This window comes from Flavobacterium sp. MR2016-29 (assembly GCF_015350695.1).
Taxonomy (GTDB): Bacteria; Bacteroidota; Bacteroidia; order Flavobacteriales; family Flavobacteriaceae; genus Flavobacterium.
Window position 1 is genome coordinate 260,489 of the sequence record NZ_JADKPU010000005.1, and the last position, 25,857, is coordinate 286,345.

26 protein-coding genes and 1 tRNA gene are annotated in these 25,857 nt (G+C 33.0%); 11 read left to right on the plus strand and 16 right to left on the minus strand.

Features of this window, described 5'->3' with window-relative positions; genetic code table 11:
• Nucleotides 1-284: 284 nt before the first annotated feature.
• The 6 genes from IR010_RS13525 (at nt 285) to IR010_RS13550 (ending at nt 6,146) form a co-directional block, all read left to right on the plus strand.
• Complete coding sequence (locus IR010_RS13525) at nt 285-785, plus strand: RNA polymerase sigma factor (RefSeq protein ID WP_029272680.1); 501 nt, start codon at nt 285-287, stop codon at nt 783-785.
• 2 nt (nt 786-787) lie between these two features.
• Nucleotides 788-1,759, plus strand: a complete 972-nt coding sequence (locus IR010_RS13530) for a hypothetical protein (RefSeq protein ID WP_194604545.1) — start codon at nt 788-790, stop codon at nt 1,757-1,759.
• A gap of 35 nt (nt 1,760-1,794) precedes the next feature.
• Nucleotides 1,795-3,963 carry a vWA domain-containing protein gene (locus IR010_RS13535; protein ID WP_194604549.1) on the plus strand — a complete coding sequence of 723 codons (2,169 nt, stop codon included), beginning with the start codon at nt 1,795-1,797 and terminating at the stop codon, nt 3,961-3,963.
• A gap of 90 nt (nt 3,964-4,053) precedes the next feature.
• Nucleotides 4,054-4,641 carry an LURP-one-related/scramblase family protein gene (locus tag IR010_RS13540; protein ID WP_194604551.1) on the plus strand — a complete coding sequence of 196 codons (588 nt, stop codon included), beginning with the start codon at nt 4,054-4,056 and terminating at the stop codon, nt 4,639-4,641.
• A 112-nt stretch (nt 4,642-4,753) separates the two neighbouring features.
• Nucleotides 4,754-5,470, plus strand: a complete 717-nt coding sequence (locus IR010_RS13545) for a 3-ketoacyl-ACP reductase (protein ID WP_194604554.1) — start codon at nt 4,754-4,756, stop codon at nt 5,468-5,470.
• 166 nt (nt 5,471-5,636) lie between these two features.
• Nucleotides 5,637-6,146 (plus strand): hypothetical protein, encoded by a 510-nt coding sequence (locus IR010_RS13550; protein ID WP_194570108.1) that lies wholly within the window; start codon nt 5,637-5,639, stop codon nt 6,144-6,146.
• Between the two features lie 121 nt (nt 6,147-6,267).
• Here the strand turns inward: IR010_RS13550 and mtaB are convergent, their stop codons facing one another.
• A complete protein-coding gene (mtaB, locus tag IR010_RS13555; RefSeq protein WP_194604558.1) occupies nt 6,268-7,602 on the minus strand; it encodes a tRNA (N(6)-L-threonylcarbamoyladenosine(37)-C(2))-methylthiotransferase MtaB in 1,335 nt (444 codons plus the stop codon).
• Nucleotides 7,603-8,095: 493 nt separating this feature from the next.
• On the opposite strand from mtaB, the gene IR010_RS13560 reads away from it, so the two are divergent.
• Nucleotides 8,096-8,614, plus strand: a complete 519-nt coding sequence (locus tag IR010_RS13560) for a hypothetical protein (RefSeq protein ID WP_029272673.1) — start codon at nt 8,096-8,098, stop codon at nt 8,612-8,614.
• Nucleotides 8,615-8,714: 100 nt separating this feature from the next.
• Here IR010_RS13560 and IR010_RS13565 read toward each other — a convergent pair whose 3' ends face one another.
• The 12 genes from IR010_RS13565 to hisS all read right to left on the minus strand — a co-directional run bounded on the left by IR010_RS13565 (nt 8,715) and on the right by hisS (nt 19,929).
• On the minus strand, nt 8,715-9,242 hold the full coding sequence (locus tag IR010_RS13565) for a GNAT family N-acetyltransferase (RefSeq protein WP_194604561.1): 528 nt from the start codon (nt 9,240-9,242) through the stop codon (nt 8,715-8,717).
• A gap of 6 nt (nt 9,243-9,248) precedes the next feature.
• Nucleotides 9,249-10,052 carry a Cof-type HAD-IIB family hydrolase gene (locus tag IR010_RS13570; RefSeq protein ID WP_029272671.1) on the minus strand — a complete coding sequence of 268 codons (804 nt, stop codon included), beginning with the start codon at nt 10,050-10,052 and terminating at the stop codon, nt 9,249-9,251.
• A gap of 85 nt (nt 10,053-10,137) precedes the next feature.
• Nucleotides 10,138-10,356 (minus strand): putative signal transducing protein, encoded by a 219-nt coding sequence (locus tag IR010_RS13575; protein ID WP_029272670.1) that lies wholly within the window; start codon nt 10,354-10,356, stop codon nt 10,138-10,140.
• Between the two features lie 98 nt (nt 10,357-10,454).
• Nucleotides 10,455-11,165, minus strand: a complete 711-nt coding sequence (locus IR010_RS13580; RefSeq protein ID WP_228515164.1) for an alpha/beta hydrolase — start codon at nt 11,163-11,165, stop codon at nt 10,455-10,457.
• Nucleotides 11,166-11,291: 126 nt separating this feature from the next.
• Complete coding sequence (locus IR010_RS13585) at nt 11,292-11,957, minus strand: DEAD/DEAH box helicase (protein WP_029272669.1); 666 nt, start codon at nt 11,955-11,957, stop codon at nt 11,292-11,294.
• 105 nt (nt 11,958-12,062) lie between these two features.
• Complete coding sequence (locus IR010_RS13590; protein WP_029272668.1) at nt 12,063-13,226, minus strand: sigma-54-dependent transcriptional regulator; 1,164 nt, start codon at nt 13,224-13,226, stop codon at nt 12,063-12,065.
• Nucleotides 13,227-13,432: 206 nt separating this feature from the next.
• Entirely contained in the window at nt 13,433-14,749 is a 1,317-nt protein-coding gene (locus IR010_RS13595; RefSeq protein ID WP_194604565.1) for an ABC transporter permease, read from the minus strand.
• 98 nt (nt 14,750-14,847) lie between these two features.
• Nucleotides 14,848-15,768 (minus strand): ABC transporter ATP-binding protein, encoded by a 921-nt coding sequence (locus tag IR010_RS13600; RefSeq protein WP_029272666.1) that lies wholly within the window; start codon nt 15,766-15,768, stop codon nt 14,848-14,850.
• 156 nt (nt 15,769-15,924) lie between these two features.
• Entirely contained in the window at nt 15,925-17,034 is a 1,110-nt protein-coding gene (gene dnaJ, locus IR010_RS13605) for a molecular chaperone DnaJ (protein WP_029272665.1), read from the minus strand.
• Between the two features lie 91 nt (nt 17,035-17,125).
• Nucleotides 17,126-17,704: a nucleotide exchange factor GrpE gene (locus IR010_RS13610; RefSeq protein ID WP_029272664.1), complete on the minus strand. Its 579-nt coding sequence runs from the start codon at nt 17,702-17,704 to the stop codon at nt 17,126-17,128.
• 451 nt (nt 17,705-18,155) lie between these two features.
• Nucleotides 18,156-18,226, minus strand: a tRNA-Trp gene (locus IR010_RS13615).
• Between the two features lie 275 nt (nt 18,227-18,501).
• Entirely contained in the window at nt 18,502-19,929 is a 1,428-nt protein-coding gene (hisS, locus tag IR010_RS13620) for a histidine--tRNA ligase (RefSeq protein WP_194604567.1), read from the minus strand.
• 214 nt (nt 19,930-20,143) lie between these two features.
• On the opposite strand from hisS, the gene IR010_RS13625 reads away from it, so the two are divergent.
• Entirely contained in the window at nt 20,144-21,388 is a 1,245-nt protein-coding gene (locus IR010_RS13625) for an ABC transporter permease (protein ID WP_194604571.1), read from the plus strand.
• A 76-nt stretch (nt 21,389-21,464) separates the two neighbouring features.
• Here IR010_RS13625 and prmC read toward each other — a convergent pair whose 3' ends face one another.
• Nucleotides 21,465-22,328 carry a peptide chain release factor N(5)-glutamine methyltransferase gene (gene prmC, locus IR010_RS13630; RefSeq protein WP_029272661.1) on the minus strand — a complete coding sequence of 288 codons (864 nt, stop codon included), beginning with the start codon at nt 22,326-22,328 and terminating at the stop codon, nt 21,465-21,467.
• Between the two features lie 80 nt (nt 22,329-22,408).
• Complete coding sequence (locus tag IR010_RS13635; protein ID WP_194604574.1) at nt 22,409-22,894, minus strand: GNAT family N-acetyltransferase; 486 nt, start codon at nt 22,892-22,894, stop codon at nt 22,409-22,411.
• Nucleotides 22,895-23,004: 110 nt separating this feature from the next.
• Here IR010_RS13635 and ribD point away from each other — a divergent pair, with 110 nt between their 5' ends.
• From ribD to IR010_RS13650, 3 genes are all read left to right on the plus strand, one after another.
• Nucleotides 23,005-24,054 (plus strand): bifunctional diaminohydroxyphosphoribosylaminopyrimidine deaminase/5-amino-6-(5-phosphoribosylamino)uracil reductase RibD, encoded by a 1,050-nt coding sequence (ribD, locus tag IR010_RS13640; protein ID WP_194604576.1) that lies wholly within the window; start codon nt 23,005-23,007, stop codon nt 24,052-24,054.
• Entirely contained in the window at nt 24,047-24,649 is a 603-nt protein-coding gene (locus tag IR010_RS13645) for an HAD family hydrolase (protein ID WP_194604579.1), read from the plus strand. The genes ribD and IR010_RS13645 overlap by 8 nt, the downstream gene beginning before the upstream one ends.
• A 116-nt stretch (nt 24,650-24,765) precedes the next feature.
• Entirely contained in the window at nt 24,766-25,398 is a 633-nt protein-coding gene (locus IR010_RS13650; RefSeq protein WP_194570122.1) for an IMPACT family protein, read from the plus strand.
• Between the two features lie 31 nt (nt 25,399-25,429).
• Here IR010_RS13650 and IR010_RS13655 read toward each other — a convergent pair whose 3' ends face one another.
• Nucleotides 25,430-25,834 carry an acyl-CoA thioesterase gene (locus IR010_RS13655; RefSeq protein ID WP_194570124.1) on the minus strand — a complete coding sequence of 135 codons (405 nt, stop codon included), beginning with the start codon at nt 25,832-25,834 and terminating at the stop codon, nt 25,430-25,432.
• Nucleotides 25,835-25,857: the final 23 nt, after the last annotated feature.

Here is a 25,857-nt window from a genome sequence, read left to right on the forward strand (position 1 = left end):
CCTGTGAAGCTTTGCGTAACCTTTGTGAATCTCTGTGTAAAAATTATTTCACAGAGATTCACAAAGAATTCTCAGAGGTTCGCAAAGATTAATTATAACCAAAATTAAACGTATTTATGTCATTTACAGATATGACTTATAGTTCCAAAAAATAAATTTTAAAAAATAAACGCCATTTCTAAACTTTTTTTCACCGCATTCCCAACCTTTTTATCTTTTTATCTCTCTATATAAGAAAGACAACAATTGTGATAAACGAAACTCAAATTTCTAACTGCAAAAAAATGAACCGCGAGGCACAGCGTCAGGTTTATGAGCATATGGCTCCAAAATTGTATCGCGTTTGCAAACGGTACCTGAAAAAGGAAGAAGAAATTGAAGAAGCCATGGCTGATGCTTTCTATACTATTTTCACAAAACTGGATCAGTTGAAAGAAGCTAAGGCTTTTGAGGCTTGGGCGCGCAAAATAACCGTCAACCACTGTTTGGCGACCATCAAGAAGAACACCAATTTCAACATGTATCTTGATGATGTCAAATTGCTTTCTCAGCCTTTTACAGAAGAAATTAATTCGTTAGAAGAAGAAGATTTACTCAATTTATTAAACCACATTCCAGACGGCTGTAAAACTGTTTTTAACCTTTTTGTTATAGAAGGTTACGGACATAAAGAAATAGCCAGCATGCTTAACATTTCTGAAGGCACATCAAAATCACAATTGAACGCTTCTAAAACCAAGCTGAAGGAATTAGTAAATAAATTGTATTATCAAAAAGCAAAATAGTCATGGACAATCAAGATAAAATATTCGATAAATTTAAAGAAGCCGCGCAAAACTCGGAACAAAAAGATTTTCCAGGAATGGAAAAAGTCTGGTCGCGTGTTGAAGATAAACTCGACAAAAAAGAAGCAAAAAACAAGATTTCATTATGGAAAAAAGTCGCCATTGCAGCATCTCTTTTGTTATTAATTTCTTTGGGTTCTCAGTTTTTAAAATCAAATAAAACAACGGTAATTCCAGCGGCAGAAGTTGTAGTAAATGAAAAAGAAAAAGAAGCAATTAAAAATCCTTCCTCAGAAAAAGATAATGCTCTTGTTTCAACTGATTCACCAATACTTCCGAAAGCTGAAGCAGAAAAAGTTTTAGACAAACAAATTAAAGAACAGCAAAAAGTTGCCATAAGCGAAGTGCAAGGCAGTTTTTCTGAATCAACAGGAAAAAATGGAGTAAATGCTGTAATCATTGCCGATGAAGTTGCCGCTCCAGTTTCTGTGCAATCAGGATATGTCGATAATGAAGAGCAACAAACAACACTTTCGAAAGCAAAAGAGGCAAAAAGTTTTGGTTATTCAAGACCAATTCAAAGAGAATCAGCGAAAGCTGCCTATTCTGAAGCGCCTCAAATGGCTAAAAAAAGTGCTCCGCTTATTGTTGTTGACGGAAACGCTTTAACACACAGCAATGACGAAAAGCGAGAAAGAATGCTGGAGAAAGAACTTCCGAATCTTAAACCTGAAAATGTAGATTCGCTTATTGTGCTAGATTCTCCTTTATATATTATTGACGGCATTTATTATTCTGAAAATGATTTGTTTGGTCCAAATCCAACAAGTCCATACGCACCTTTAAACAAACAAGAAATTAAAACCATTATGGTTCTTCAAGACTTAGAAGCCACATCAAAATATGGCGAAAAAGGCAAAAAAGGAGTCGTTATTATTACTACCCGAAAAGGGAAACCAGCTTCGCAAAACTAGCTGAAAAACAAACTTTAATTTAAAAACTTACTATCATGAAAAACGTAAAACTTATTTCATTAGCCCTTTCTATGCTTATATGTTTCGTAGTAAAAGCACAGGAAAAAACAATTACAGGAATCGTTTCAGACGAAAGCCAACTGCCGCTTCCGGGCGTAAATGTGATTAATATGAACACAAAAAAAAGTGCTGTAACCAATTTTGACGGATACTACAGCATTCAGGCTCAAAAAGGAGATCTTTTGGTTTTTGAATATATTGGCTATAATTCTCAAAGACAAAAAGTACAAAATTCAACTACGATTAATATAAAATTGCTGCCTGCAAACCAATCGTTGCAAGAAGTCGTAGTTGTTGGTTACGGTTCTAGCAATGCCGAATATGAAGACAATAGTTCTGGATATATTTCTAGAAGAAAAGAAAAAAAAGCTGCTAAAGCAATTCAAGGAAAAGTTGCAGGAATTCAAGTTCAAAACAATGTTCAGTATGTTGCAAGTCCAAGTCAAAGTGTTGCAATCCGAGGAGTTGAGTCTATTTCATCAAAAAACGAGCCTTTATATATTATTGATGGAGTTCCGGTTAAAGCCAAACAATTCGCCAATATTAATCCCAATGATGTTCAAGATGTAAAAGTCTTAAAAGATGCTGATGCTACTTCTCTTTACGGAAATAAAGCAGCAAACGGAGTTGTAATTATTGATACCAAAAACGGAATATACAAAAACCTTACGGAGAAAGAACTCGATGCCAAATTGAAAAACATAAATATTGCGCCTCCAGCTGTACCCAATCAGGAAGATTACGACAATTTTGTAGAAAATGCTTTTGAAAGTCCAAAAACAGCACCGCTTTCAACTTTTTCTATTGATGTTGACAATGCTTCGTATACCAATGTAAGACGTTTTATCAACAACGGACAAGCAGTTCCAAAAGATGCTGTTCGTGTGGAAGAAATGGTGAATTTCTTTAAATACAATTATCCACAGCCAAAAGATCAGAATCCGTTTTCTATCAATACAGAATTGAGCGATTCGCCTTGGAATACTAAAAACCAAATTTTAAAAATTGGTTTGCAGGGAAAAAATATCGAAACAGAAAATTTGCCGGCTTCTAATCTGGTTTTCTTAATCGACGTTTCAGGTTCAATGAGTGATATTAATAAATTGCCATTGCTAAAACAATCGATGAAAATTTTGGTAAACGAATTAAGAGAAAAAGACAAAGTAGCAATTGTAGTTTACGCAGGCGCAGCAGGATTGGTTTTGCCTCCAACTTCTGGAGGAGAGAAAAAAACAATAAACGATGCTTTAGAAAATTTGAATGCTGGAGGAAGTACCGCTGGAGGAGCTGGAATTGAATTGGCGTATAAAATTGCATCTGAAAACTTCATTAAGGATGGAAACAACAGAGTAATTCTGGCAACTGACGGCGATTTTAATGTGGGAAGCACTTCTAATTCTGATATGGAAACATTAATTGAACAAAAAAGAAAAACTGGTGTTTTCTTAACTTGTCTGGGTTATGGAATGGGCAATTACAAAGACAGCAAAATGGAAACTTTAGCAGATAAAGGAAACGGAAATTATGCCTATATCGATAACATTCAGGAAGCCAACCGTTTTTTAGGAAAAGAATTTAAAGGTTCGATGTTTGCGATTGCAAAAGATGTGAAAATCCAGATTGAATTCAACCCAAAACAAGTTCAGGCGTATCGTTTGATTGGATACGAAAACAGAAAACTTCGTCCGGAAGATTTTAAAAATGATGCTATTGATGCCGGAGAATTAGGAAGCAATCATACGGTTACGGCTTTATATGAAATTATTCCTGCTGGAGTTTCGAGCAATTATTTAAACCAACAGCCTGACGATTTAAAATATACTAAAGTACAGGAAACAGGAAATAATTACAATAATGAACTTGCAACCATAAAATTCCGTTACAAAAAACCAGATGGTGACAAAAGTATCGAAATGACAAAAGTAATTGAAGACAAGGTAGTTGCGACAGAAAAAACATCAGACGATTTTAAATTCAGTACTGCCGTTGCGTGGTTCGGATTAAAATTGAGAGATTCAAAACTGATTTCAAATAAATCATCTGATGATATTCTGAAATTAGCCAAACAAGGAATAGCGAGTGATCCCGAAGGTTACAAAGCAGAATTTATTCGCTTAGTTGAGGGTGCAAAATACGATTATTAACCAAGATTTCTTTACATTTGGACTCCTATTGAAATTCATTCACTAGGAGTCCTTTAAATTTATTTACAAATCAATTTCAAACCAAATTTCATGAACCCAATTTTAAATCAGAATATATTTCTTGTAAAAGAACACATTGGAATGTTTAAAGCCGCTAATAATTATGACATTTATAATCCTGAAAGCAATGAGATTATAATGAACTGCAGAGAAAACAATCTTGGCTTTTTTACCAAAATGCTTCGTTTTACAGATTATAAAAGAGCAACACCTTTTGATATTGAAATTACAACTGCTTCTGGAGAGAAACTAATTTCTGTAAAACGCGGCGTTGCAATTTTCCGTTCTACAGTTGAAGTTTTTGATGAAAAAGATCATTTGGTAGGAACCTTCAAACAAAAGTTCTTTTCTATTGGAGGCAAGTTTGATATTTTAGATAAAAATGAAAAACCTGCCGCAACACTTCAAGGAAAATGGACAGGATGGGATTTTAAATTTTCGCATGAAAATAAACAGCTTGCGCAAGTAAGCAAAAAATGGGCAGGAATGGGCAGAGAGTTTTTTACCAGCGCAGATAATTATGTACTGAAAATTGAAGAAACTGTACCGCAGGACAGTCCGCTTAGACAATTAATTTTGGCCGCTGTTATGTGTATCGATATGGTTTTGAAAGAATAAATAAGTTGTTAAACTTAGATTAAGAAAACAGCTAAAAGCATCATTTTAGGAAGCAAAAACAGTATTTTTGTGTAACTAAAATGATGCTTTCTGCATTTCTAAAAACACAATCATGTCAGAATTAAAAAATAAAAATGCACTAATTACGGGAGCCGGAAAAGGAATAGGAAAAGCAATTGCAATTGCATTAGCCAAAGAAGGCGTAAACGTAATTTTAGTTGCAAGAACCCAAGCCGATGTAGAGCAAGTAGCGGCTGAAACTAATAAATTGGGAGTAAAATCTTTAGCTTTATCTGCTGACGTTTCGGATATCAACTCTATAAATAGCGCTGTTGAAAAAGCTTTAGCCGAATTTAAGACGATTGACATTTTAATCAATAATGCGGGGATTGGTGCTTTTGGAAAATTTCTAGAATTGGAACCAAGCGAATGGGAGAGAATTATTCAAGTTAATTTAATGGGAACGTATTATACTACGCGCGCCGTTATTCCAAACATGATCGAAAGACAAACTGGTGACATTATCAATATTTCTTCAACAGCCGGATTAAACGGAAATGCCGTTACAAGTGCTTACAGCGCATCTAAATTTGCTGTTTTAGGCTTAACAGATTCTCTGATGCAGGAAATGAGAAAACACAATATTCGTATTACAGCTTTAACACCCAGCACTGTTGCAACTGATTTGGCAATCGATTTAAAATTAACCGATGGAAATCCGGAGAAAGTGATGCAGTCTGAAGACGTAGCCGAATTGATTATTGCACAACTTAAATTAAACCGCAGAGTTTTTATAAAGAACAGCAGTATTTGGTCTACAAATCCTTAAGAATAAATCTCAATCTTTAAATTCCAAATTCCAATTGAAATTTCCTAAACTTTGAAAGTTTTAAACTTTGACAAAGTTCTAACAAATCCTAAAATCAAATTTAAATTTCAACCAGCATTGGAATTTAAAATTTTTTGGTTTTGGAAATTCTAAAAAAACTAAAATAATGGAACAATATTTAAGACAATTAATTGCCATAGAATTCACTGATAAAAAAGAAATTTTTACAGGATTCCTTATTGATTATTCTGATGACTGGATTTTACTTAGAAATAATCCTGTTGATTATATCTTGGATGGTTTTGTGATTCTGAGAAATAAAAATATAGAAGCAGTTCACAGAGATCAAGATCTGGCATTTACTGAAAAAGTAATTCGATTAAAAGGATTAAAAACAAATGCCGAAGATATTATCCCGATTCGAGATCTAGCATCTATCGTAAATTTCTTAACGAATAAATATGGTATTTTTCAGATTGCGAAAAAATCTGCAAAATCTGCTTATTTAGGGAAATTGCTTGAATTGACTGATGAAGAATTGACAATCGATTTTTTAGATACAAAAGGTCAGTTTGGAGGAGAATTAAGTTTTAATCCAGAAAAAATAAGGGTGATTGAATTTGATACGGATTATATTAATTCTTTGAAATTGGTGATTCCTGAAGATGATAAATAATTTTTAATAAAGTAAAAAGCCCTTTTATCAAGGGCTTTTTTATTTTTTCATTTCGACCAAACTCAGCCAATTAATGTTGCTTATTGTTAGTTTTCTTTTCCAAAAAGAAAAACTATATGATTTAAGCTTCTGCTAATTTGTTTATAAACTCCAGACGAACACTTCCGTCTTCATCAATTTTAGTCAAATTAATTTCTTGTAAAGTATTTATCAATTCTGGATTCCACGGTGTTTTTACTTTTACGTAATTTTCAGTAAAACCATGAATATAACCTTCTTTATTTTCACTTTCGAACAAAACGGTTCTGTTCGTTCCTAATTGACTTTCATAAAAAGCACGACGTTTCTTTACAGACAAACCGCGCAGCATTTTGCTTCGTTTTGCTCTCACATTTGCGGGAACAACGCCAGGCATATTTGCAGCTTCTGTATTATCTCTTTCAGAATAAGTAAATACGTGCAAGTATGAAATATCCATTTCATTCAAGAAGTGATAGGTTTCTAAAAAGTGCTCATCTGTTTCACCAGGAAAACCAACAATTACATCAACTCCTATGCAAGCGTGCGGCATAACTTCGCGAATTTTGTTTACGCGTTCTGTATATACTTCGCGCAAATAACGGCGCTTCATTAATTTTAAAATATCATTGCTTCCGGATTGCAGCGGAATATGAAAATGCGGCACAAAAGTGCGGCTTTTAGAAACGAACTCAATAGTTTCGTTTTTTAATAAATTTGGCTCGATAGATGAAATTCGCAAACGCTCGATTCCTTCAACCTCATCTAAAGCTTGAACCAGTTCTAAAAATGTATGTTCGTGTTTTTTATTTCCGAATTCTCCTTTTCCGTAATCGCCAATATTTACTCCGGTTAAAACAATCTCTTTGATGTTTTGAGCTGAAATTTCTTTTGCATTCTGCAATACATTTTCTAGAGCATCACTTCTTGAAATTCCTCTTGCTAACGGAATTGTACAATACGTACATTTATAATCACAGCCATCCTGAACTTTCAAAAAAGCACGAGTACGATCTCCAATAGAATAACTTCCTACGTAAAAATCGGCTTCGGCAATTTCGCATGAATGAACTTCGCCCATATCATTTTTGCTCAAATCATGAATATAATCGGTAATTTTAAATTTTTCGGTAGCTCCTAAAACCAAATCAACACCATCAACAGCTGCTAATTCTTCTGGCTTTAGCTGTGCGTAACAACCAACTGCTGCGACAAAAGCCTTTTCATTAAGTTTCATTGCCTTTTTTACAACTTGCTTAAACTGCTTATCAGCATTCTCTGTAACAGAACAAGTATTGATGACATAAATGTCTGCAACTTCCTCAAAATCGACACGGTCAAAACCTTCATCATTAAAGTTTCGAGCGATTGTAGAAGTCTCTGAAAAATTCAGTTTGCAACCAAGCGTATAAAAAGCAACTTTTTTTCTATTTTCCATAGGAATAAACTACGTTTTAAGTAGTAAGATATTATATTTACATCTCTTTTAAAGAGGTTGCAAATTTACGTACAATATTCTTTAAAATAAAATCAATAATATACTATATATCAACATTTTGCATTAAACATATATTTCAAAAGATTAATTAAAACAATATTTTAAACAAAACAGCATTATTAATATAAATTGAGGATCAAAAAAGAAAGATGAAATTCAATAAGAATAAAATGACAAAATAATCGATTAAAAGCAAATAATATCGATTAAATACATTTTTTTAAGGATTAAATTCAAATTTTCTTACATTTACTTTTGTTTAGTAAAGTTTTTAGAAGTACATTCACTCTTCCAAAAATTGTAAATTATTTTAATAACAATTTACACATAACAATTTTGTTTTTTAATCGTTATGTTGTTGCTTTGTTGTTATAAAAAATGGGCAGGCCGAAAACCAGAAAGAGTAGGCAAAAATTATAAATTAAAACTCTATATGAAAGCATTTTTACCCACGATCTGCTTGATGTTCTTAACCGTTTTCAGTTCGCAAGCGCAAACTAGTGCTCCGGCTACGAATCCATTTCCATCGATTAGTACTTTGACAAATTGGGCGAGCTTAAATTCTCAATCTCAATTTGATATTGCTATTCGTGCTGTTGGGTTTAAGTTTGAAGTAAAAGAGCCAGGCGAAGGTTCAACTGCCTATACTTATATTCGCAAAGTAACTGTAAATGAAGTAAATTATACTGATAGAATTGTTTATAGAATTACTAGTAATAATTCTGCAAGTATTATTTCATTAGTAACTGCTTCTACTGATTTGGTAAGTTTATACACACCTCAATTAGCAACTTTTAAAAATAACAATTGTAAAACTGAAATGTCTAAAGACAAAAACACTACTTGCAGCTGTTACGAAAGTGCTAATTTTGCAATCGATCTTTGTGACGAACGTGTAAAGCTGACAATGGGTGACGGAAATAAATATTTTGTTTCTGTAGCTAAAAAATAATATAAATACTTTAAATAGTATTACTACGAGCTGTTTTCCAAATCTTTGCAAACTTATCTACTAAGTTTATTAAGATTTGGGACGCATTTCTTAGGGAGAATTATGCGTTTGGGTTTTTCATTTCATACCATACTTCTAATTCTTCGTCATATTCAAAAGAATTTACAAAATGTAATCCCAGCTTTTCTAAAATTCTTCTTGAATTCTCATTTCCTGCATCTGCGTAAGCGTAAATCGCATCTACTTTCATTTCATTAAAAGCATAATCAACAAAAGCTTTTCCAGCTTCTGTAGCATATCCTTTTCCCCAATGTTTTTCAATAAAACGATATCCTATTTCGTAGAAATTTTGGTGATTGTTTATTTTATCTGTGCTAAATTTGATTCCAGACCACCCTAAAAATTCGTTCGTTTCTTTTAGAATTACAGCCCAACGGCCTATCCCAAATTTTTTATACTGCTTTTGAATATTCTCAATTTGAAGAATACTTTCTTCAATATGTTTTATAGGTTTGTTGCCAACAAATAAATGGACATTTGGGTTAGAATCCAATTCGAACATTCCATCAGCATCAGATAGAAATATTTCTCTTAAAATAAGACGCTCGGTTTCGATTGGATTTTTCATCGATAATTAATTAAGAATATAGCGTTGTACAACTTCTGCAACGCCATCATCATTATTAGAAGCTACGATTAAATCTGCCTTGTCTCGTAATTCAGGTGTTACGTTGTCAACCCAAACTCCTAAACCAGCATATTCGATCATTGTTAAATCGTTTCCGGCGTTTCCTACAGCGATAATTTCACTTTGATGAATTCCTAATCGATCTGCTAATTGCTTTAAACTCGCCGCTTTATCGATTCCGTTTTGCGCAGCTTCCAGAAAGAAAGGTTTAGACATTGCAATACTCAAGTGGGGCATTGCCAATTTTAAATCTTTTTCGACTTCTTTTAAATAAGAAGGCTCAGCCAATAAAATACATTTTACAGCTGGTTTCGTAACTGCTGCCTTAAAATCAGAAACTTTATTATGCGGTAATCCTGTAATTTCTTTTTCGATTTCAATATATTCAGAATCAGTTTCGCTTACAATTTCTCCATCAATATAAGTGATAATATGCGTATTCATTTTTACGCTATAATCATATAATTCATGAATTTGTTCTGTAGTTAAGCATTGCTCAAATAAAATTAAATCATCTTTGACAGTACTGATCACAGCACCGTTAAACGAAATGATATACGAATCGTTTAAGTCTAATTCTAATTCTTTAGCAAAGGCTGTCATTGCAGATGTTGGCCGGCCAGAAGCCAAAACTACATAAACACCTTTAGCCTGAGCTTCAAGAAGTACTTTTTTATTTAAATCTGAAATTTTATGATCGTCTGTCAACAAGGTATCATCCATGTCGAGCACTAACATTTTATATTGCATTCTCTTTTATAATTTTCAGTCTCAGTCATAGTTTTCAGTCCATTACTAAAAACTGTGACTGATAACTGCGACTATTTTACTATCATTAAATACTCATTCTAAACTCTTCAATAACGGGATTTGCTTTTGCAAAATCTGTTTCTTGAATGAATACTTCTACAGCTAAATCTGTTTGTCCAAAACCACCCAAACGAGCCGATTGAATATTATCTTTTTTAGTAGTTTCAACTCCTGCTTCTTCCAATCTTTGTTTCAAAGCAATTGCTAAAACTTCACTTCCTGAAAATACCTTCATTAATCCCATGACATTATATTTATTAATGTTAAATTCTTTATTCTTTATTCTTTATTCTTTATTCTTTATTCTTTATTCTTTATTCTTTATTCTTTATTCTTTATTCTTTATTCTAATATATTTTTTAATTGATTCTGAAAATCCTCATTTTCATTAATACCAATATGTTCCTGATTTTTTAATGGATAAAAATGTCCATTCGATTTTAAAAGATTATTTAAACGAACAGAATTCTGATAAGGAATTAATTGATCTTGTATCCCGTGAAAAATATAAATCGGCGCCTTAATTTTTGGCAAATAATCATATGTTTCCAAACTGAATTTTTTCATAAAATCTGGAAAAAACGGAACTCTGGTAGTTGATAATTCTGTAAAACTATAATACGGCGACTGTAAGATTAAAGCTTTGGGCTTATTTTCAGAAGCCAAAATAGCAGCTAATCCCGAACCAATTGAATATCCCGTAATAATGATTTTATTTTCAGGATATTTTGAACACATTTTTTTATAGACAATCGAAATATCTTTATTCAATTGTTCTTCATTTTCAATTTCACCTTCACTTTTACCAAAACTTCTGTAATCTAGAATAAAAATATCATAACCTAAATTAGTATATATTTTAGCAATTTTTCCCCAGGTTTCTAATGTTCCTGCATTTCCGTGAAGATAAAAAATCAATCCTTTTGAATTTTCTGCTTTAAACAACAAACCATTCAGATTAATTCCATCAAACGAACGAATATTTAATTCTTCAAATTTCTGCTGATAATCAAATTTATAATCTCTAGAGAGTTTTGCACTCTGAAAAACCATTCCAACTTGATTGAAATAAACATAGGAAACTAACAACACATAAATAATAACAAAAAAACATATTAAAGCAATAGTCAAAAATTTAAGCGTTCTAATTACTTCCATTGAATATCATCACTAAGTATATTATTCTTCCTCTTCAATTCCGTCTTCTTCTTCATCTAATTCCTCTTCTCCTTCTTCATCCATATCAAATATATAAGGCTCTAATAACATTTTATCTGCCAAAATTTCGATACGTTCTGTCAATGTTTCAGCAAAAATAATACGCTGTGTTTTTGTAATACTGTTTGAAATACGCATGATTTTAGTTTCATGGCGCAATTTTAAGATAGGATCTGCATCGTCTAAAATGAACATTTTTAAACGGTTTACATTGTAACCGGCTGTTGTAAACATATCACTCAATTTATTTGGCGTTCCGATTAAAACATCAACTCCGGTTGAAATGTAGTTTTTATCATAATCCATATCGCCTTTGTCATGAACGCCATAAACTTCTAGATTAGAAAATTTGCCGTACTTCTCAAAAAGTTCGACCATTTCTAAAACTTTAGCTTTGTCTTCAACAAAAATCAATGCGCGAGGCGACTCTTCTGTATGTCCAGACAATTGCTGAATCACATTTACTACGATCGTTGTCGATTTTCCGCTTCCTGCTGGAGAAAGAATAATACAATCTGCACCACTTTTAATTGTCGAAAAAGTTTCCATCTGCAATACATTTGCTTCCGTCAAACCGTTTTCAATTAATGCATCTTGTAATTTTTCGTTTATTTTTTTTAATTTCATTTTTTTAATGCTTTATGCTGTAGGCCGTAAGCCGTAAGCAAAAATTATTTTTAATTTTATTAGCCTAAAACCTAAAAGCTTAAAGCCTATTTCGTGAAGCATTGTCTACTTGCTTGCGAACATTTTAACATCGGTTTCAGAAATCTCTGTTCCTCCCAAAATAATTAATCTTTCGACTACATTTCTAAGTTCACGAATATTTCCTGTCCAATCGTATTCCTGCAATAATTTTATGGCTGGCTGTGAAAATACTTTGACAACATTTCCTTGTTCAGAAGCAATTTTTTCTGCAAAGTGCCTTATCAAAGCTGGAATATCATCTCGTCTTTCATTCAATGGCGGTACTTTGATTAAAATTACAGCCAAACGATGGTATAAATCTTCACGGAAACGACCTTCGGCAATTTCTGTTTTTAAATCTTTGTTGGTTGCAGCGACAACACGAACATCAACTTTAATATCTTTTTCTGCTCCAACTCTGGTAATCATGCTTTCTTGCAATGCACGCAGAACTTTAGCTTGGGCCGAAAGACTCATATCTCCAATTTCATCTAAGAAAATAGTTCCTTTGTCAGCCGCTTCAAACTTTCCGGCACGATCTTTAACCGCCGATGTAAAAGCGCCCTTTACATGACCAAATAATTCACTTTCGATCAATTCACTCGGAATCGCCGCACAGTTTACTTCAATTAAAGGAAAATTAGCACGCTCGCTTTTTTCATGCAATTGATGCGCAACTAATTCTTTTCCGGTTCCGTTTGGACCAGTAATTAAAACTCTTGCTTCTGTTTGAGCAACCTTATCAATCATCACTTTAATATGATTAATTGCGTCGCTATCGCCTACCATTTCGTAATTTTTGCTGACTTTTTTCTTCAGAATTTTATTTTCAACTACAAGTTGTTTTTTATCTAAAGCATTACGAACTGTATTCAATAAACGATTTAAATCTGGCGGTTTCGAAATGTAATCAAAAGCACCTAATCGCATCGTATGAATCGCCGTTTCCATATCGCCATGACCTGAAATCATAACCATCGGAATTTCAGGTTTTATTTTTTTTACTTCTTCTAAAACCTCAACACCGTCCATTTTTGGCATTTTGATATCGCACAAAACCAAATCGTAATCGTTGTTTTTTATCTTCTCAAGTCCCGCAACACCATCTTCTGCTTCATCAACCTGATATGCATCATTTTCTTCTGATAAAATCTTTACCAAAACTCTTCTGATCGATGCTTCGTCTTCTATTATTAGGATTTTACTCATTCTTTTTTTTAAGGTTCAAAGTTGCAAAGGTTCAGAGGTACAAAATTTTAATCTTTGTCGCTATTAATTCCTTTCAACCTTTTATTAGTTATATCTTTTTTTCAAGCCTAGTATAATTCTTAAAGTTGTTTATTTCTAAGTTACAAAAACTCAAATTCAAAAAAACCTTTCAACCTTTGCCTCTATGAATCTTCAACTTTAAAGAGTTAATATTTCAGCCATCTATACAATTCTTTCCATGTTGGTTTTTTGCCGTACATTAAAATACCTACGCGGTAAATTTTTGCCGCGAACCAAACGACTAGGAAAAAGGTAGCAAACAATAATGATACCGAAATCGCAATTTGCCACCACGGCACTCCAAACGGAATTCGCATTAGCATTACAATTGGCGAGGTGAGCGGAATCATCGAAAATACAACAGCAACAGTTCCGTGCGGATCATTTACTACTGTAAAAAAACCAATATAAACACTTAGAATTAAAGGCATAATAATTGGCAAAAGAAATTGCTGTGAATCAGTCTGATTGTCAACAGCAGCTCCAATTGCAGCATAAAATGAACTGTACAAAAAGTAACCGCCTACAAAATAAACTACAAAACCAATTATAATACTAGCGATTGGCAAATTCCATAATTCACTGATATACATTTGTGCTTTTCCTGCAACTTCATGTTGTGCTGTTTGCATTAATTCCGGCGGAATTTTAGCTGTCGGGCCTACATTTACTCCAAAAAATGCCGAAGCGGCAAACATTAATCCCAAACCAATTATCGCCCAGATCATAAATTGTAATAAGCCCGCAAGTGAAGTTCCTACGATCTTACCAATCATTAATTGAAATGGTTTTACAGATGAAATAATAATTTCTATAATTCTGTTTGTCTTTTCTTCGATAACACTTCGCATTACCATATTTCCGTAAATGATAATAAACATCATAATGAGATAACCAAACGCGCCGCCAATTCCGATTTTTATTTCATTTAAACCTTTTAAACTTTCTTCTCCAGAAGCTTTTGACAAATGAATGTTAACATTAGCCTGCGCTTTTTGAATAGCCAACGTATCTAGCTTTGCTTGTTCAAGATTTAATTTTGTGATTTTCTCAGCAATAACGTCCTGTGTTTTTTCTACAAAAGAAATACTTGGACTATTATTCGAAACAAACTCGATTTTATTTTCTAAATCTTTTAAATTTTCTGTTTTTGGAATAACAATCAAGCCATTAAAATCTTCTTTGACAATACTGTCTTTTAAGGCCTTTATATCAATTTCAGACAGATTTAAATATTTAAATTCGCCGTCTTTTTTATTCTGTTTTACAAAATCATCTGCAAACAAACCGGTTTCATCGTGAATTGCAATTCGTTTGGTTTCGGCTTTCATCGAACTCAAATATCCAATAAATCCGGCAATTGCCACAAACAAAAGCGGACTCAAAAAAGTCATAACAACAAAAGATTTATTGCGAACTTTTGCTATGAATTCTCTTTTTATAATTAATGAAATTATACTCATTTTTTAGATTAGTTAGATTTTTAGATTTCTTAGATTGTTAGATTTTTTTGATTCCAAGATTTACTCTGAAAATCTAAGAAATCTAACGATCTCAAGATCTATTCCGTTACAGTTTGAATAAAAATATCGTTTACACTCGGGATTTTTTCTACGAAATGTGTTACTTGACCTCTTTGTGTTAAAAGATGAAGCAATTCGTTTGGCGTAGCATTTCCTATCTGAATATCCAATTTCAAATCATCATTTAAGGATTTAAAATTCGCTGGTGACACAGTGAATTTTTGAGTGATGTCATACATCAGGCCTTCAACATTACTTGTCAAGATTCCAACTTCAAAACTATTGGTTTTGAATTGACGTTTTACATCGCTCACTTTCCCTTCGATTAATTTATTCGATTTATGAATCAAAGCAATATGATCGCAAAGTTCTTCAACACTTTCCATTCTGTGCGTCGAAAAAATAATTGTTGCGCCTTGTTCTTTCAATGCCAAAATTTCATCTTTAATCACATTTGCATTAACTGGATCAAAACCAGAAAAAGGCTCATCAAAAATCAATAATTTAGGTTTATGCAATACACAAACTACAAACTGAATTTTTTGCGCCATTCCTTTAGAAAGTTCTTGAATTTTCTTGTTCCACCAGCCTTGAATTCCTAAACGGTCAAACCAGTATTCCAACTGCACTTTTGCCTCTGCTTTAGAAAGCCCTTTCATTTGTGCCAAATAAAGACATTGTTCACCTACTTTCATAGAGGTATACAAACCTCTTTCTTCAGGAAGATAACCAATGGTCTGCACATGCTTTGGCTGTAATCTTTCTCCATCTAAAATTACTTCACCGCTATCGGGCAATGTAATCTGATTTATAATTCGGATAAGGGAAGTTTTTCCAGCTCCATTAGGACCTAATAGTCCATAAATACTGCCTTTTGGCACATTCAATGAAACTTCGTTAAGCGCTACATAATCACCGTATTGTTTTACGACTTTATGTACTTCGAGTAAGTTGCTCATGCGATTTTTTAGATTTTCTGCGTCAGTATTGCCTTAATGGCCTTGCGTGTGTAAAAGTAAATAATTCATAGCGAATCTTGGTATAATTACACAAAAAACCCATTCTAAATTTGCATTAGAATGGGTTTTAATTTATTTTGACATTTAAAAAAAGTTTTATGAAAACATATCTTTTACTTTCTCAAAAAATGATTTTTCTGATTTTTCAGGGTTTGGAATAAAATGTTCGTCGTTTAAAGCATTTTCAAAAAATTGTTTTTGCTCTTTATTCAACGTTTTTGGAGTCCAAACATTTACATGAACTAGCAAATCTCCGCTTCCATAACCGTTAATACTTGGAATTCCTTTTCCTTTTAATCTTAAGATTTTTCCAGATTGAATTCCTTCTTCAAGTTTAATACGAACTTTTCCGTTGATTGCTTCAATATCTTTAGAAACTCCTAAAACTGCTTCTGGGAAACTGATGTATAAATCAAAATGAATATTTTCGCCTTCACGTTTCAAGAATTCGTGTTCTAATTCTTCAATAGCTACAATCAAATCACCTGGAACGCTGTTTCCTGGAGCATCGTTTCCTTTGTTCGAAACTTTAAGCTGCATACCGTCAACAACACCAGCTGGAATTTTAATAGAAACTGTTTCGTCTTCTAAAACCATTCCTTGAGCATCTGCTTCAGAAGGTCTTTTATCTAAAATCTGACCAGAACCACCACAAGTAGGACAAGTAGATGCAGATTGCATTCTTCCTAAAATCGTGTTAGTTACACGCATTACCTGACCTTGACCGTTACAAGTCGAACAAGTTTTATAGGTAACACCTTTAGCCTGAACTTTACGTTTAACTTTTACTTTTTTCTCAACACCATTTGCAATTTCTTCTAAAGTCAATTTTACTTTAATTCGAAGATTGCTTCCTTTAGCGCGACGTGGACCGCCTCCGCCTCCACCGAAACCGCCAAATCCTCCACCAAAAATATCACCAAACTGGCTGAAAATGTCATCCATATTCATACCTCCGTGACCTCCGCCAAATCCGCCAGAACCATCAAATGCTTGATGACCGTATTGATCGTATTTTGCTTTTTTGTTAGGATCGCTTAAAACTTCGTAAGCCTCTGCAGCAAGTTTGAAGTTTTCTTCTGCCTCTTTGTCGCCTGGATTTTTATCCGGGTGATATTTCAAAGCACTTTTTCTGTAAGCTTTTTTAATTTCGGCAGCGTCAGCATTTTTTGAAATGCCTAGTATTTCGTAAAAATCTTTTTTCATAATTTAGGTTAAATTCCAATCCCTATAGTAACGGGATAAATTCCAAAATCCAATTCTTAAAAAATTGATATTCAGAATCTAATTTTAGTTTTTAGTTTCCGATAACCACTTTAGGGAAACGAATAATTTTGTCTCCTAATTTGTATCCTTTTTCAATAACATCAACAATTTTCCCTTTTAATTTATCAGACGGCGCTGGAATTTGGGTAATTGCCTCAGCAAAATCAGCATTAAAAGCATCACCTGCTCTTACTTCAACTTGCTCTAAACCTTTAGAAACCAAAGTGCTTTTCAATTTTTCGTGAATCAACTCAACTCCTTTTTTCAAATTTTCATCCTCAGATTTGTTGATTTCTACAGCGGCTCTATCAAAATCATCCAAAACAGGAAGCATTGCTAACAAAACTTCTTGATTTGCAGTTTTAAATAAATCCATTCGCTCTTTTGAAGTTCTTTTTTTGTAATTTTCAAATTCGGCAAATAATCTCAAAAACTTATCTTTTTCCTTTGCCAAGTCTTGAGCTAATTGCTCTTCAACACTTAATTCTTCAACAATTAACTGCTCACCGTTGGCATTGTTCTCTAACGTTACATCATCTAATTCCTGATCGAACTCTGTATTTTCCGTAGTCATATTACTTTTATTTTTAAAAATATTCTTAAACTTCATTTTTTATTCTTTCTGTTGGATTGCAAAAGTACTGCCAAATTTTATAAAATGTCAAATTGTCACTTTATTAAAACTGAGCCTTTTAAAAAGCCAAATTTACCTAAAAAAATTTAGTATAATTTTAAGACTATTACGTTTTAGTTTGTAGTATATTTGGATTCCAATTGGAAACTATATTATTACCTATCAAAATTGAATTTAAGGGTTAGCCTCGGCTTTATAAATAATTATTAATTCAAGTTTACCTTATATTAAAAAAAGCTTCGCCTATTTCAGACGAAGCTTTTTTTTATGCTTTTTCAAAAATTTTACCGCAAAGAACGCTAAGTTATTTTACTCTTAAGCTTTTATGAAAAAAATTCGCAAAGCTTATATTTATTTAGCTTTGCGAACTTTATGCTTTTTAAAGAATCCTTATAAAATCTTTGCGCTCTTTGCGGTAAAAACGTTGCACGGGCGGAGGGATTCGAACCCCCATCAACGGTTTTGGAGACCGCTATTCTACCCTTGAACTACGCCCGTAACTTAAGGTCGGCAAATTAAAAGTTTTTTTTCTTTTCCAGCAACTATTTCAAGCAGAGATTTAAAAAGAAAACTCTTTAAATCCGCGCGATACAAAGGAAAAACCTTTGCTTCAAACAGTTAAGGTATAACTTTTCATTTCACCCAGATTTAAAAAGATTTACGCAGATTTATTTTATAAAACAATCAAATTAGATCTGGTCGAATCTGCAAAATCCGCTTAAAAAAAAATCTAAACAATTCTTTTAATCTGTGGCAAAACCATTTACCACAAATTATGCCAACAAAGCATTTTTCAACCCTTCGAAATCCACAGAAACTTGTTCGCCTGAAACTAAATTTTTAAGCGAATAGGAATTTGAAGCAATTTCCTGATCACCGGCAATTACGGCAAACGGAATCAAACGTTTATCTGCATATTGAAATTGTTTACCCACTTTTACGTTATCTGGATAAAGCTCTACTTTTATATTTTCATTTCTCAATTTCTGGATAGCTTGAGAAGCGTATAAAGCTTCCTTATCTCCGTAATTAACAAATATAGCTTTTGAAGTCGCCGCAACGGTTTCCGGAAACAACTGCAATTCTTCTAAAACCAGATAAATACGATCTAGACCAAAAGAAATCCCGACACCGCTCATATTTTTCAAACCAAAAATACCCGTCAAATCGTCGTATCTTCCACCACCTCCAATAGAACCCATTGAAACTGTTTTTGGTGCCGCTACTTCAAAAATAGCTCCTGTGTAGTAATTTAAGCCGCGCGCTAAAGTTACATCCAAATCTAAAGTTGCAGTTGACAAACCTAAAGCCGCCACATTGTCGCAAATAAATTTAAGTTCTTCAACTCCTTTCATACCCTCTTCTGATGAAGCCAATAAATTTGAAAGCTGACTAATTTTTGCTGCAAACGTTCCATTAAAACTAAAAAGTGGCTGAACTTTTACCAAAGCTTCTTCGGAAATACCTTTTTCGATCATTTCTTTTTTAACTCCGTCTTCACCAATTTTGTCTAGTTTATCTAAAGCAACCGTAAAATCGATTAATTTATCTGAAGCTCCAATAACTTCAGCAATTCCAGATAATATTTTTCTATTATTTATTTTGATGGTAACACCTTCTAAACCTAAAGAAGTAAAAACAGTGTCATATAATTGTACCAGTTCTACTTCCTGCCACAGTGATTTTGATCCCACAACATCGGCATCACATTGATAAAATTCTCTGTAACGCCCTCTTTGTGGCCTGTCTGCTCTCCAAACCGGCTGAATCTGATATCTTTTAAACGGAAATTCAATTTCATTCTGGTGCTGTACCACGTATCTTGCAAACGGAACTGTTAGATCATAACGCAATGCTTTTTCTGAAATTTTTCCAGTGAACTTATTCAATTCAATTCTTTGATTCAAATCAATAGTTTCAGCAGAATTAACTTGCAGCGATTCTATAGACTCCGGCAGTTCAATTTTGTTTTTATTAAAAAAGAAATTACCTGAATTCAATATTTTAAAAATCAAACGATCGCCTTCTTCTCCATATTTCCCCATTAAAGTATCTGAATTTTCAAACGAAGGAGTTTCAATCGGCTGAAAACCAAATTTCTCAAAATTATTTTTTATGGTCTGAATAATATATTGACGTTTTGACACCTCTGCAGGCGAAAAATCTCTTGTTCCTTGTGGTATGCTTGGTTTTGAAGCCATTTTTTTAGATTATTAGATTTTTGGATCTTTAGATTCTTAGATTGCTTTTTTACTTGAAATCTTAAATTTAATGATCTTAAGATTATTGGAATTTTTCAAATTTTAGATTTCTCTTAAATTCTAATCGAGTGCAAATATCTTATTTTTTAAAATAAATATTGGCAGTTCGAAAACAAACTTGTAACAAAAAACGTATTTTCGTGACAAATTGGTCATGATGCTAAAATTATTTAAAGAAAATATCCGAATTGCTTTTGGTTCTATCAAAACACAATTATTGCGAACCATTCTTACCGTTTTAATTATCGCTATCGGAATTACCGCTTTGGTTGGTATTCTTACCGTTGTAACTGCGCTCGAAAATACCGTTTCGACCAATTTTGCTTCTATGGGAGCAAATACTTTCAACATAAATCAATACGAAAACAATCTTAAAAATCGCGGTGGAAATGAGCGTGAAATTATAAATCCGATCATTTCTTACCCAGAAGCTGTTGCTTTTAAAAATAAATACAAATATCCTTTTACCGAAACTTCGCTGTCTTTTACAGCAACTTCAACAGCAGAAGTAAAATATGGAGATAAAAAAACAGATCCTGAAATTACGATTGTGGGAGTCGATGAACATTTTATCTCGAACTCAGGTTTAGAAACTACTTTGGGCCGTTCGTTCAATCAATTTGATATTGATAATAATACGTATTCTTGTATTGTAGGTTCTGATTTCGAAAAAGGTTTATTGAAAGATGTGAATCCGATTGACAAAATCATTTCAATTCGCGGAGCACGTTTTAAGGTTATTGGCGTTTTAAAAGAAAAAGGTTCCACTTTTGGACACAGTCAGGATTTACGTGTTTTAATTCCGATTCAGGTAGCGCGTTCTTTATTTACTTCTCCAAATATAAATTACACAATGAGTGTCATGGTTTCTAAAAAAGAACTTTTAGATCCTGCGATTGATAACGCGACCAGCACAATGAGAAGAGTTCGTAAATTGAATCCGGTTCGTGATAATAATTTTGGAATTGGCCGAAGCGATGATTTAATTAATCGTATTCTCGGAATCACGCAATATTTAGGCTGGGCTTCCTGGATTATCAGCATCATTACAATTTTAGGATCGTCGATTGCCTTGATGAACATTATGATTGTTTCGGTTACAGAACGCACTCGAGAAATTGGCGTTAGAAAAGCATTAGGCGCAACAAAAATTACAATTTCAGTTCAGTTTTTTATCGAAACTTTATTAATTGGACAAATTGGAGGTTTGGTTGGAATTGTATTGGGAATACTTCTTGGTTTTGCAATTGCAACAGCAATGAGTTTTGCATTCGTCATTCCGTGGACCGCTATTTTTGCTGCTTTCGCTACCAGTTTTGCTGTTGCGATTGTGTCAGGATTATATCCGGCAATAAAAGCTTCGCAATTAGACCCTATTGAGGCATTGCGTTACGAATAGTTTTTTTTTTCTAGTTTACAGTCCTCAGTTTACAATTCTTACTGAGAATGTAAACTGAGACTGTAAACTCTAACTACTAAGTTCTGGAAACCTTGCAGGAAATCATGCGGTCGTTATCGTAAATATCTTTTCGAAGATCAATATTTATAAAATCCATTTTTCCCAATAAATCAATCATTTCTTTTCCTAAATATTGATTGATTTCAAAATACAATTGTCCGTTTTCTAAAAGATTATTTTGAGCCAGCGATGCAATCTTTTTATAAAAAACCAAAGCATCATTATCTTCTACAAAAAGTGCCAAATGGGGTTCATAATCCAGCACATTCTTTTTGATTTCTTCTTTTTCTAAATTGCGTACATATGGCGGATTTGAAACAATCACATCAAATTGACATTTTAGTTCGTCAGTTATTAAAATGTCCTGAAAAATAAAAGTTACTTCTACATTATTATTTACAGCATTTCTTTTGGCCGTTTCTATCGCTTTTTTCGAAACATCAATAGCATACACTTCTGCATTTGGCAAGTTTTTAGCCAATGAAATTGCAATACAGCCACTTCCGGTTCCGATATCAAGAATTTTTATCTTTTTAGATTCATCAATTTTTTTATTTTCATTGATAATCCATTCGACTAATTCTTCCGTTTCTGGTCTTGGAATCAAAACATGCTCATTTACTTCAAAATCTAAACCATAAAAATTGGTTTTTCCCAATAGATATTGAATCGGCACTTCCTTTTTTAATTGATTTAACAAGGAATTCCAAACCACAAAATCGCTTTCCGAAAAATTCAGCTCATGATTTAAAGCCAAATCAATTTGTCGCAGCTTGTGCTTGTCTTCTAAAATTAAATAGAAAAAACTCTCCGCTTCATACGCATCGTAAAAAGGCGATAATTCTTTTATAAAATGAGTACGGTATTGTTTGATTCTCATTACGGGTTTTTGAGTATTATTTTTAGCAAAGCCAATTTATTTCAAATAAGTATCGCAAAACAAATTCTGTTACAATTTGTCTACAAAACTTTCAACATCCAAACAGGGCAAGAACTGTGCCCAGTACAACCTAATGGCGCATCTAAATATTCAAAACCTGATTTTTTATATAATTTTTGAGCCGCATGCATAAATGGCATCGTTTCTATATAACATTTTTCAAAACCAAAATTTCTAGCTTCTTCCAAGCATTTTTCCATCATTTTACTTCCAATTCCTAAACCGCGTGTCTCTGGCAAAAAATACATTTTTTGAAGCTCACAAATTTTAGGATCCCCATTTTCTAAAGGCGCAATGCCAGCAGAGCCAACAATTTTTCCTTCATTTTCAACCACAAAATAAACAGATTGAGATTTATTGTATTCTTCAAACATCAAATCTAAATACGGATCTTCATATGCCGTGCCCACTTTAGGAATTTCCATTTCATCAAAAACGGATCTTATTAATTGTGCAACTGCCTGATTGTCTTCTTTTTTAATCTCTCTGATAATCCAATTCTCCATATTTCGTTTATTAGTGTAATGTCACACAAAAGTAAAAATACTTTTTTGAAAGTAGGCTAACTATAACATTAACTATCGTGACTAAACTCAAAAATAACTACTTTTGTATCGTGAATCTACATGAAAAATACTTAAAACGCTGTATTGAACTTGCCAAAAATGGTTTTGGAACAACATATCCAAATCCGATGGTAGGAAGCGTAATTGTATATAACGGCCAGATTATTGGCGAAGGCTGGCACAAAAAAGCTGGAGAACCACATGCAGAAGTAAATGCCGTTCGATCTGTAAAAAACAAATCACTGTTAAAAAAAGCAACTATTTATGTGAGTTTAGAACCTTGCAGCCATTTTGGAAAAACGCCTCCTTGCTGTGATTTGATTATTGAAAATAAAATCCCAAATGTGGTTGTTGGAACAGTAGATCCTAATGAAAAAGTTGCTGGAAATGGAATCAAAAAATTACTAGAAGCTGGAGTAAATGTAACGGTTGGCATTTTAGAAGATGAATGTAACGAACTCAATAAACGCTTTTTTACTTTTCATCAAAAAAAGAGACCTTATATTATATTGAAATGGGCTGAAAGTCAAGATGGTTTTTTGGCACCAGAAAAAGAACTTAATCAAGAAAGAAAACCAGTTTGGATAACCAATACGTATTCAAGACAATTGGTACATAAATGGAGAAGTGAAGAACAGGCTATTTTGGCAGGAACGCAGACTGTTATTGACGACAATCCGAAATTAAATGTTAGAGATTGGGCAGGAAATAATCCGATACGAGTTATTTTAGATCAGAATAACCGAATTTCTCGAGACAGTTTTATTTTTGATGACAGTGTAAAAACCATTGTATTTACAAAATCAGAAATAAGCTTTTCAGCAGAAAAGACGAGCTTTGAAGTAATCGATTTTAATCAAAATATAATACCGCAAATTTTGACTGTTTTGCATCAAAATCAAATTCAGTCTATTATTATAGAAGGCGGTTTAAAAACTTTACAATCTTTTATCGATCAAAACACTTGGGACGAAGCCCGAATTTTTATTGGAGAAAGTATTTTTAATAAAGGAACAAAAGCGCCAATTCTTCAAAAGAAAACCATAACTAAAACCCATATTCAAAACGACGAATTAATATACGTTAGAAATCATGATTGATACTATAATTTTTGACTTTGGAGATATTTTTATCAATTTAGACAAACAAGCTACTATTTCAGGATTGCAGCAATTAGGTATGACCGAATGGAATGCAGAATTAGATCGTTTAAATCTTTTGTTTGAAACTGGCGATATTTCGCATGATGATTTCATAGGAGGTTTTCAAAAAGAACTGCCAAATGCTTCTGTTGAAGAAATTCTCAAAGCCTGGAATGCTGTTTTAGCAGATTTTCCTTTATATCGATTAGAATTCCTTCAGATGCTTTCAAAAAAATACCGTTTGTTTTTATTGAGCAATACGGATTCTATTCATATTGAAACTTTCGAAAATAAAAGTGGTGTTTCATTTTACAGCGATTTTTACCAATGTTTTGAAAAAGTTTATTTTTCCTTTGAAATTGGAATGCGAAAACCAAATGCTGAAGTTTTTCAATATTTAATCAACAAACATGAATTGTCTCCAAAACGAACTCTGTTTATAGACGACAAAAAAGAAAATACAGATTCTGCAGCATCTTTAGGTTTCCATGTATGGAATTTACAAGTTGGCCAGGAAGATGTTGTCGATTTATTTGATAAAAAAATACTTTAGCTTATTTTTATCTTCCCCGCAGATTTTGCCGATAAAGCAGATATTTAAAACATCTTATAAAAACAAATCTGCAGGAGAAAAGGTTTAGCAACAAAATTTAATCTAGAAATTTACTTTTGGAATATAACGACACCTATAAAACCATTGCTTTTGAGTCTGAAGAAATACTTTTTAAAGAAAAAGGAAGCAAATTTTTTGGCTACGCTTTTCCTATAGAAACTGAAGATGAAGTAAAACCCATTATAGAAAGCTTAAAAAAACAACACCCGCACGCTGTTCATTTTTGTTACGCTTATCAATTAGGTTCGGCTCCAAAAATATCATATCGCGCCAATGATGATGGAGAACCCAGCAATACGGCGGGCGCACCTATTTATGGCCAAATTCAGTCTTTTGGGGTAACGAATGTTTTAGTTGTTGTGGTTCGGATTTTTGGAGGAGTTAAATTAGGCGTAGGAGGTTTAATCACAGCTTATAAAACAACCGCACAAATGACACTTGATGTTTGCGAGATTGTCGAAAAGACAATCGATGTTCATTTTTTAATTTCTTTTGATTACAAGAACATGAATAAAGTGATGCGTGTCATTAAAGAAAAAAAACTTGAAATTACTTCTCAAGAAATGGAAATAGATGAAATTTCTGGATTGCCAATTGGAAAAATTATGACAAAAACGCGAAAAAAAAATGCCGAATCAGTATTCGACATTTTTGATTTAATGTTTGAAATTGACATCAAAACTATATAATTTGATATAAATTTGCACTTCCTTTTAACAATTATACTAGTGTTTTAAATAATTCTAAAATATAATCTGGCGGAGCCGTTGGGCGGCCTGATTTTAACGAAATAAATACTAAAATAAACACGGCAGTTGTTAATAACTCGTTCGCTTCATTATAGATTGCGCAGTCGAATTCAATCTTAACCGATGACTGACTTTTGAAAGCAGTATGAATCGTAAGAAGCTCATCATAACGCGCAGATTTTTTATAATTTATTTGCATCGAAACAATTGGGAGACCAATACCGCTTTCTTCCATACTTTTATACGAAATCCCTTTGTTTCTAAGCCATTCCACGCGTCCGATCTCGAAATACGGAATGTAATTTCCGTGATAAACAACTCCCATTTGATCCGTTTCTGAGTAACGTACACGCACTTGCGTTTGATGATTTTTCATTATTTATAGATTAAAAAATTTAA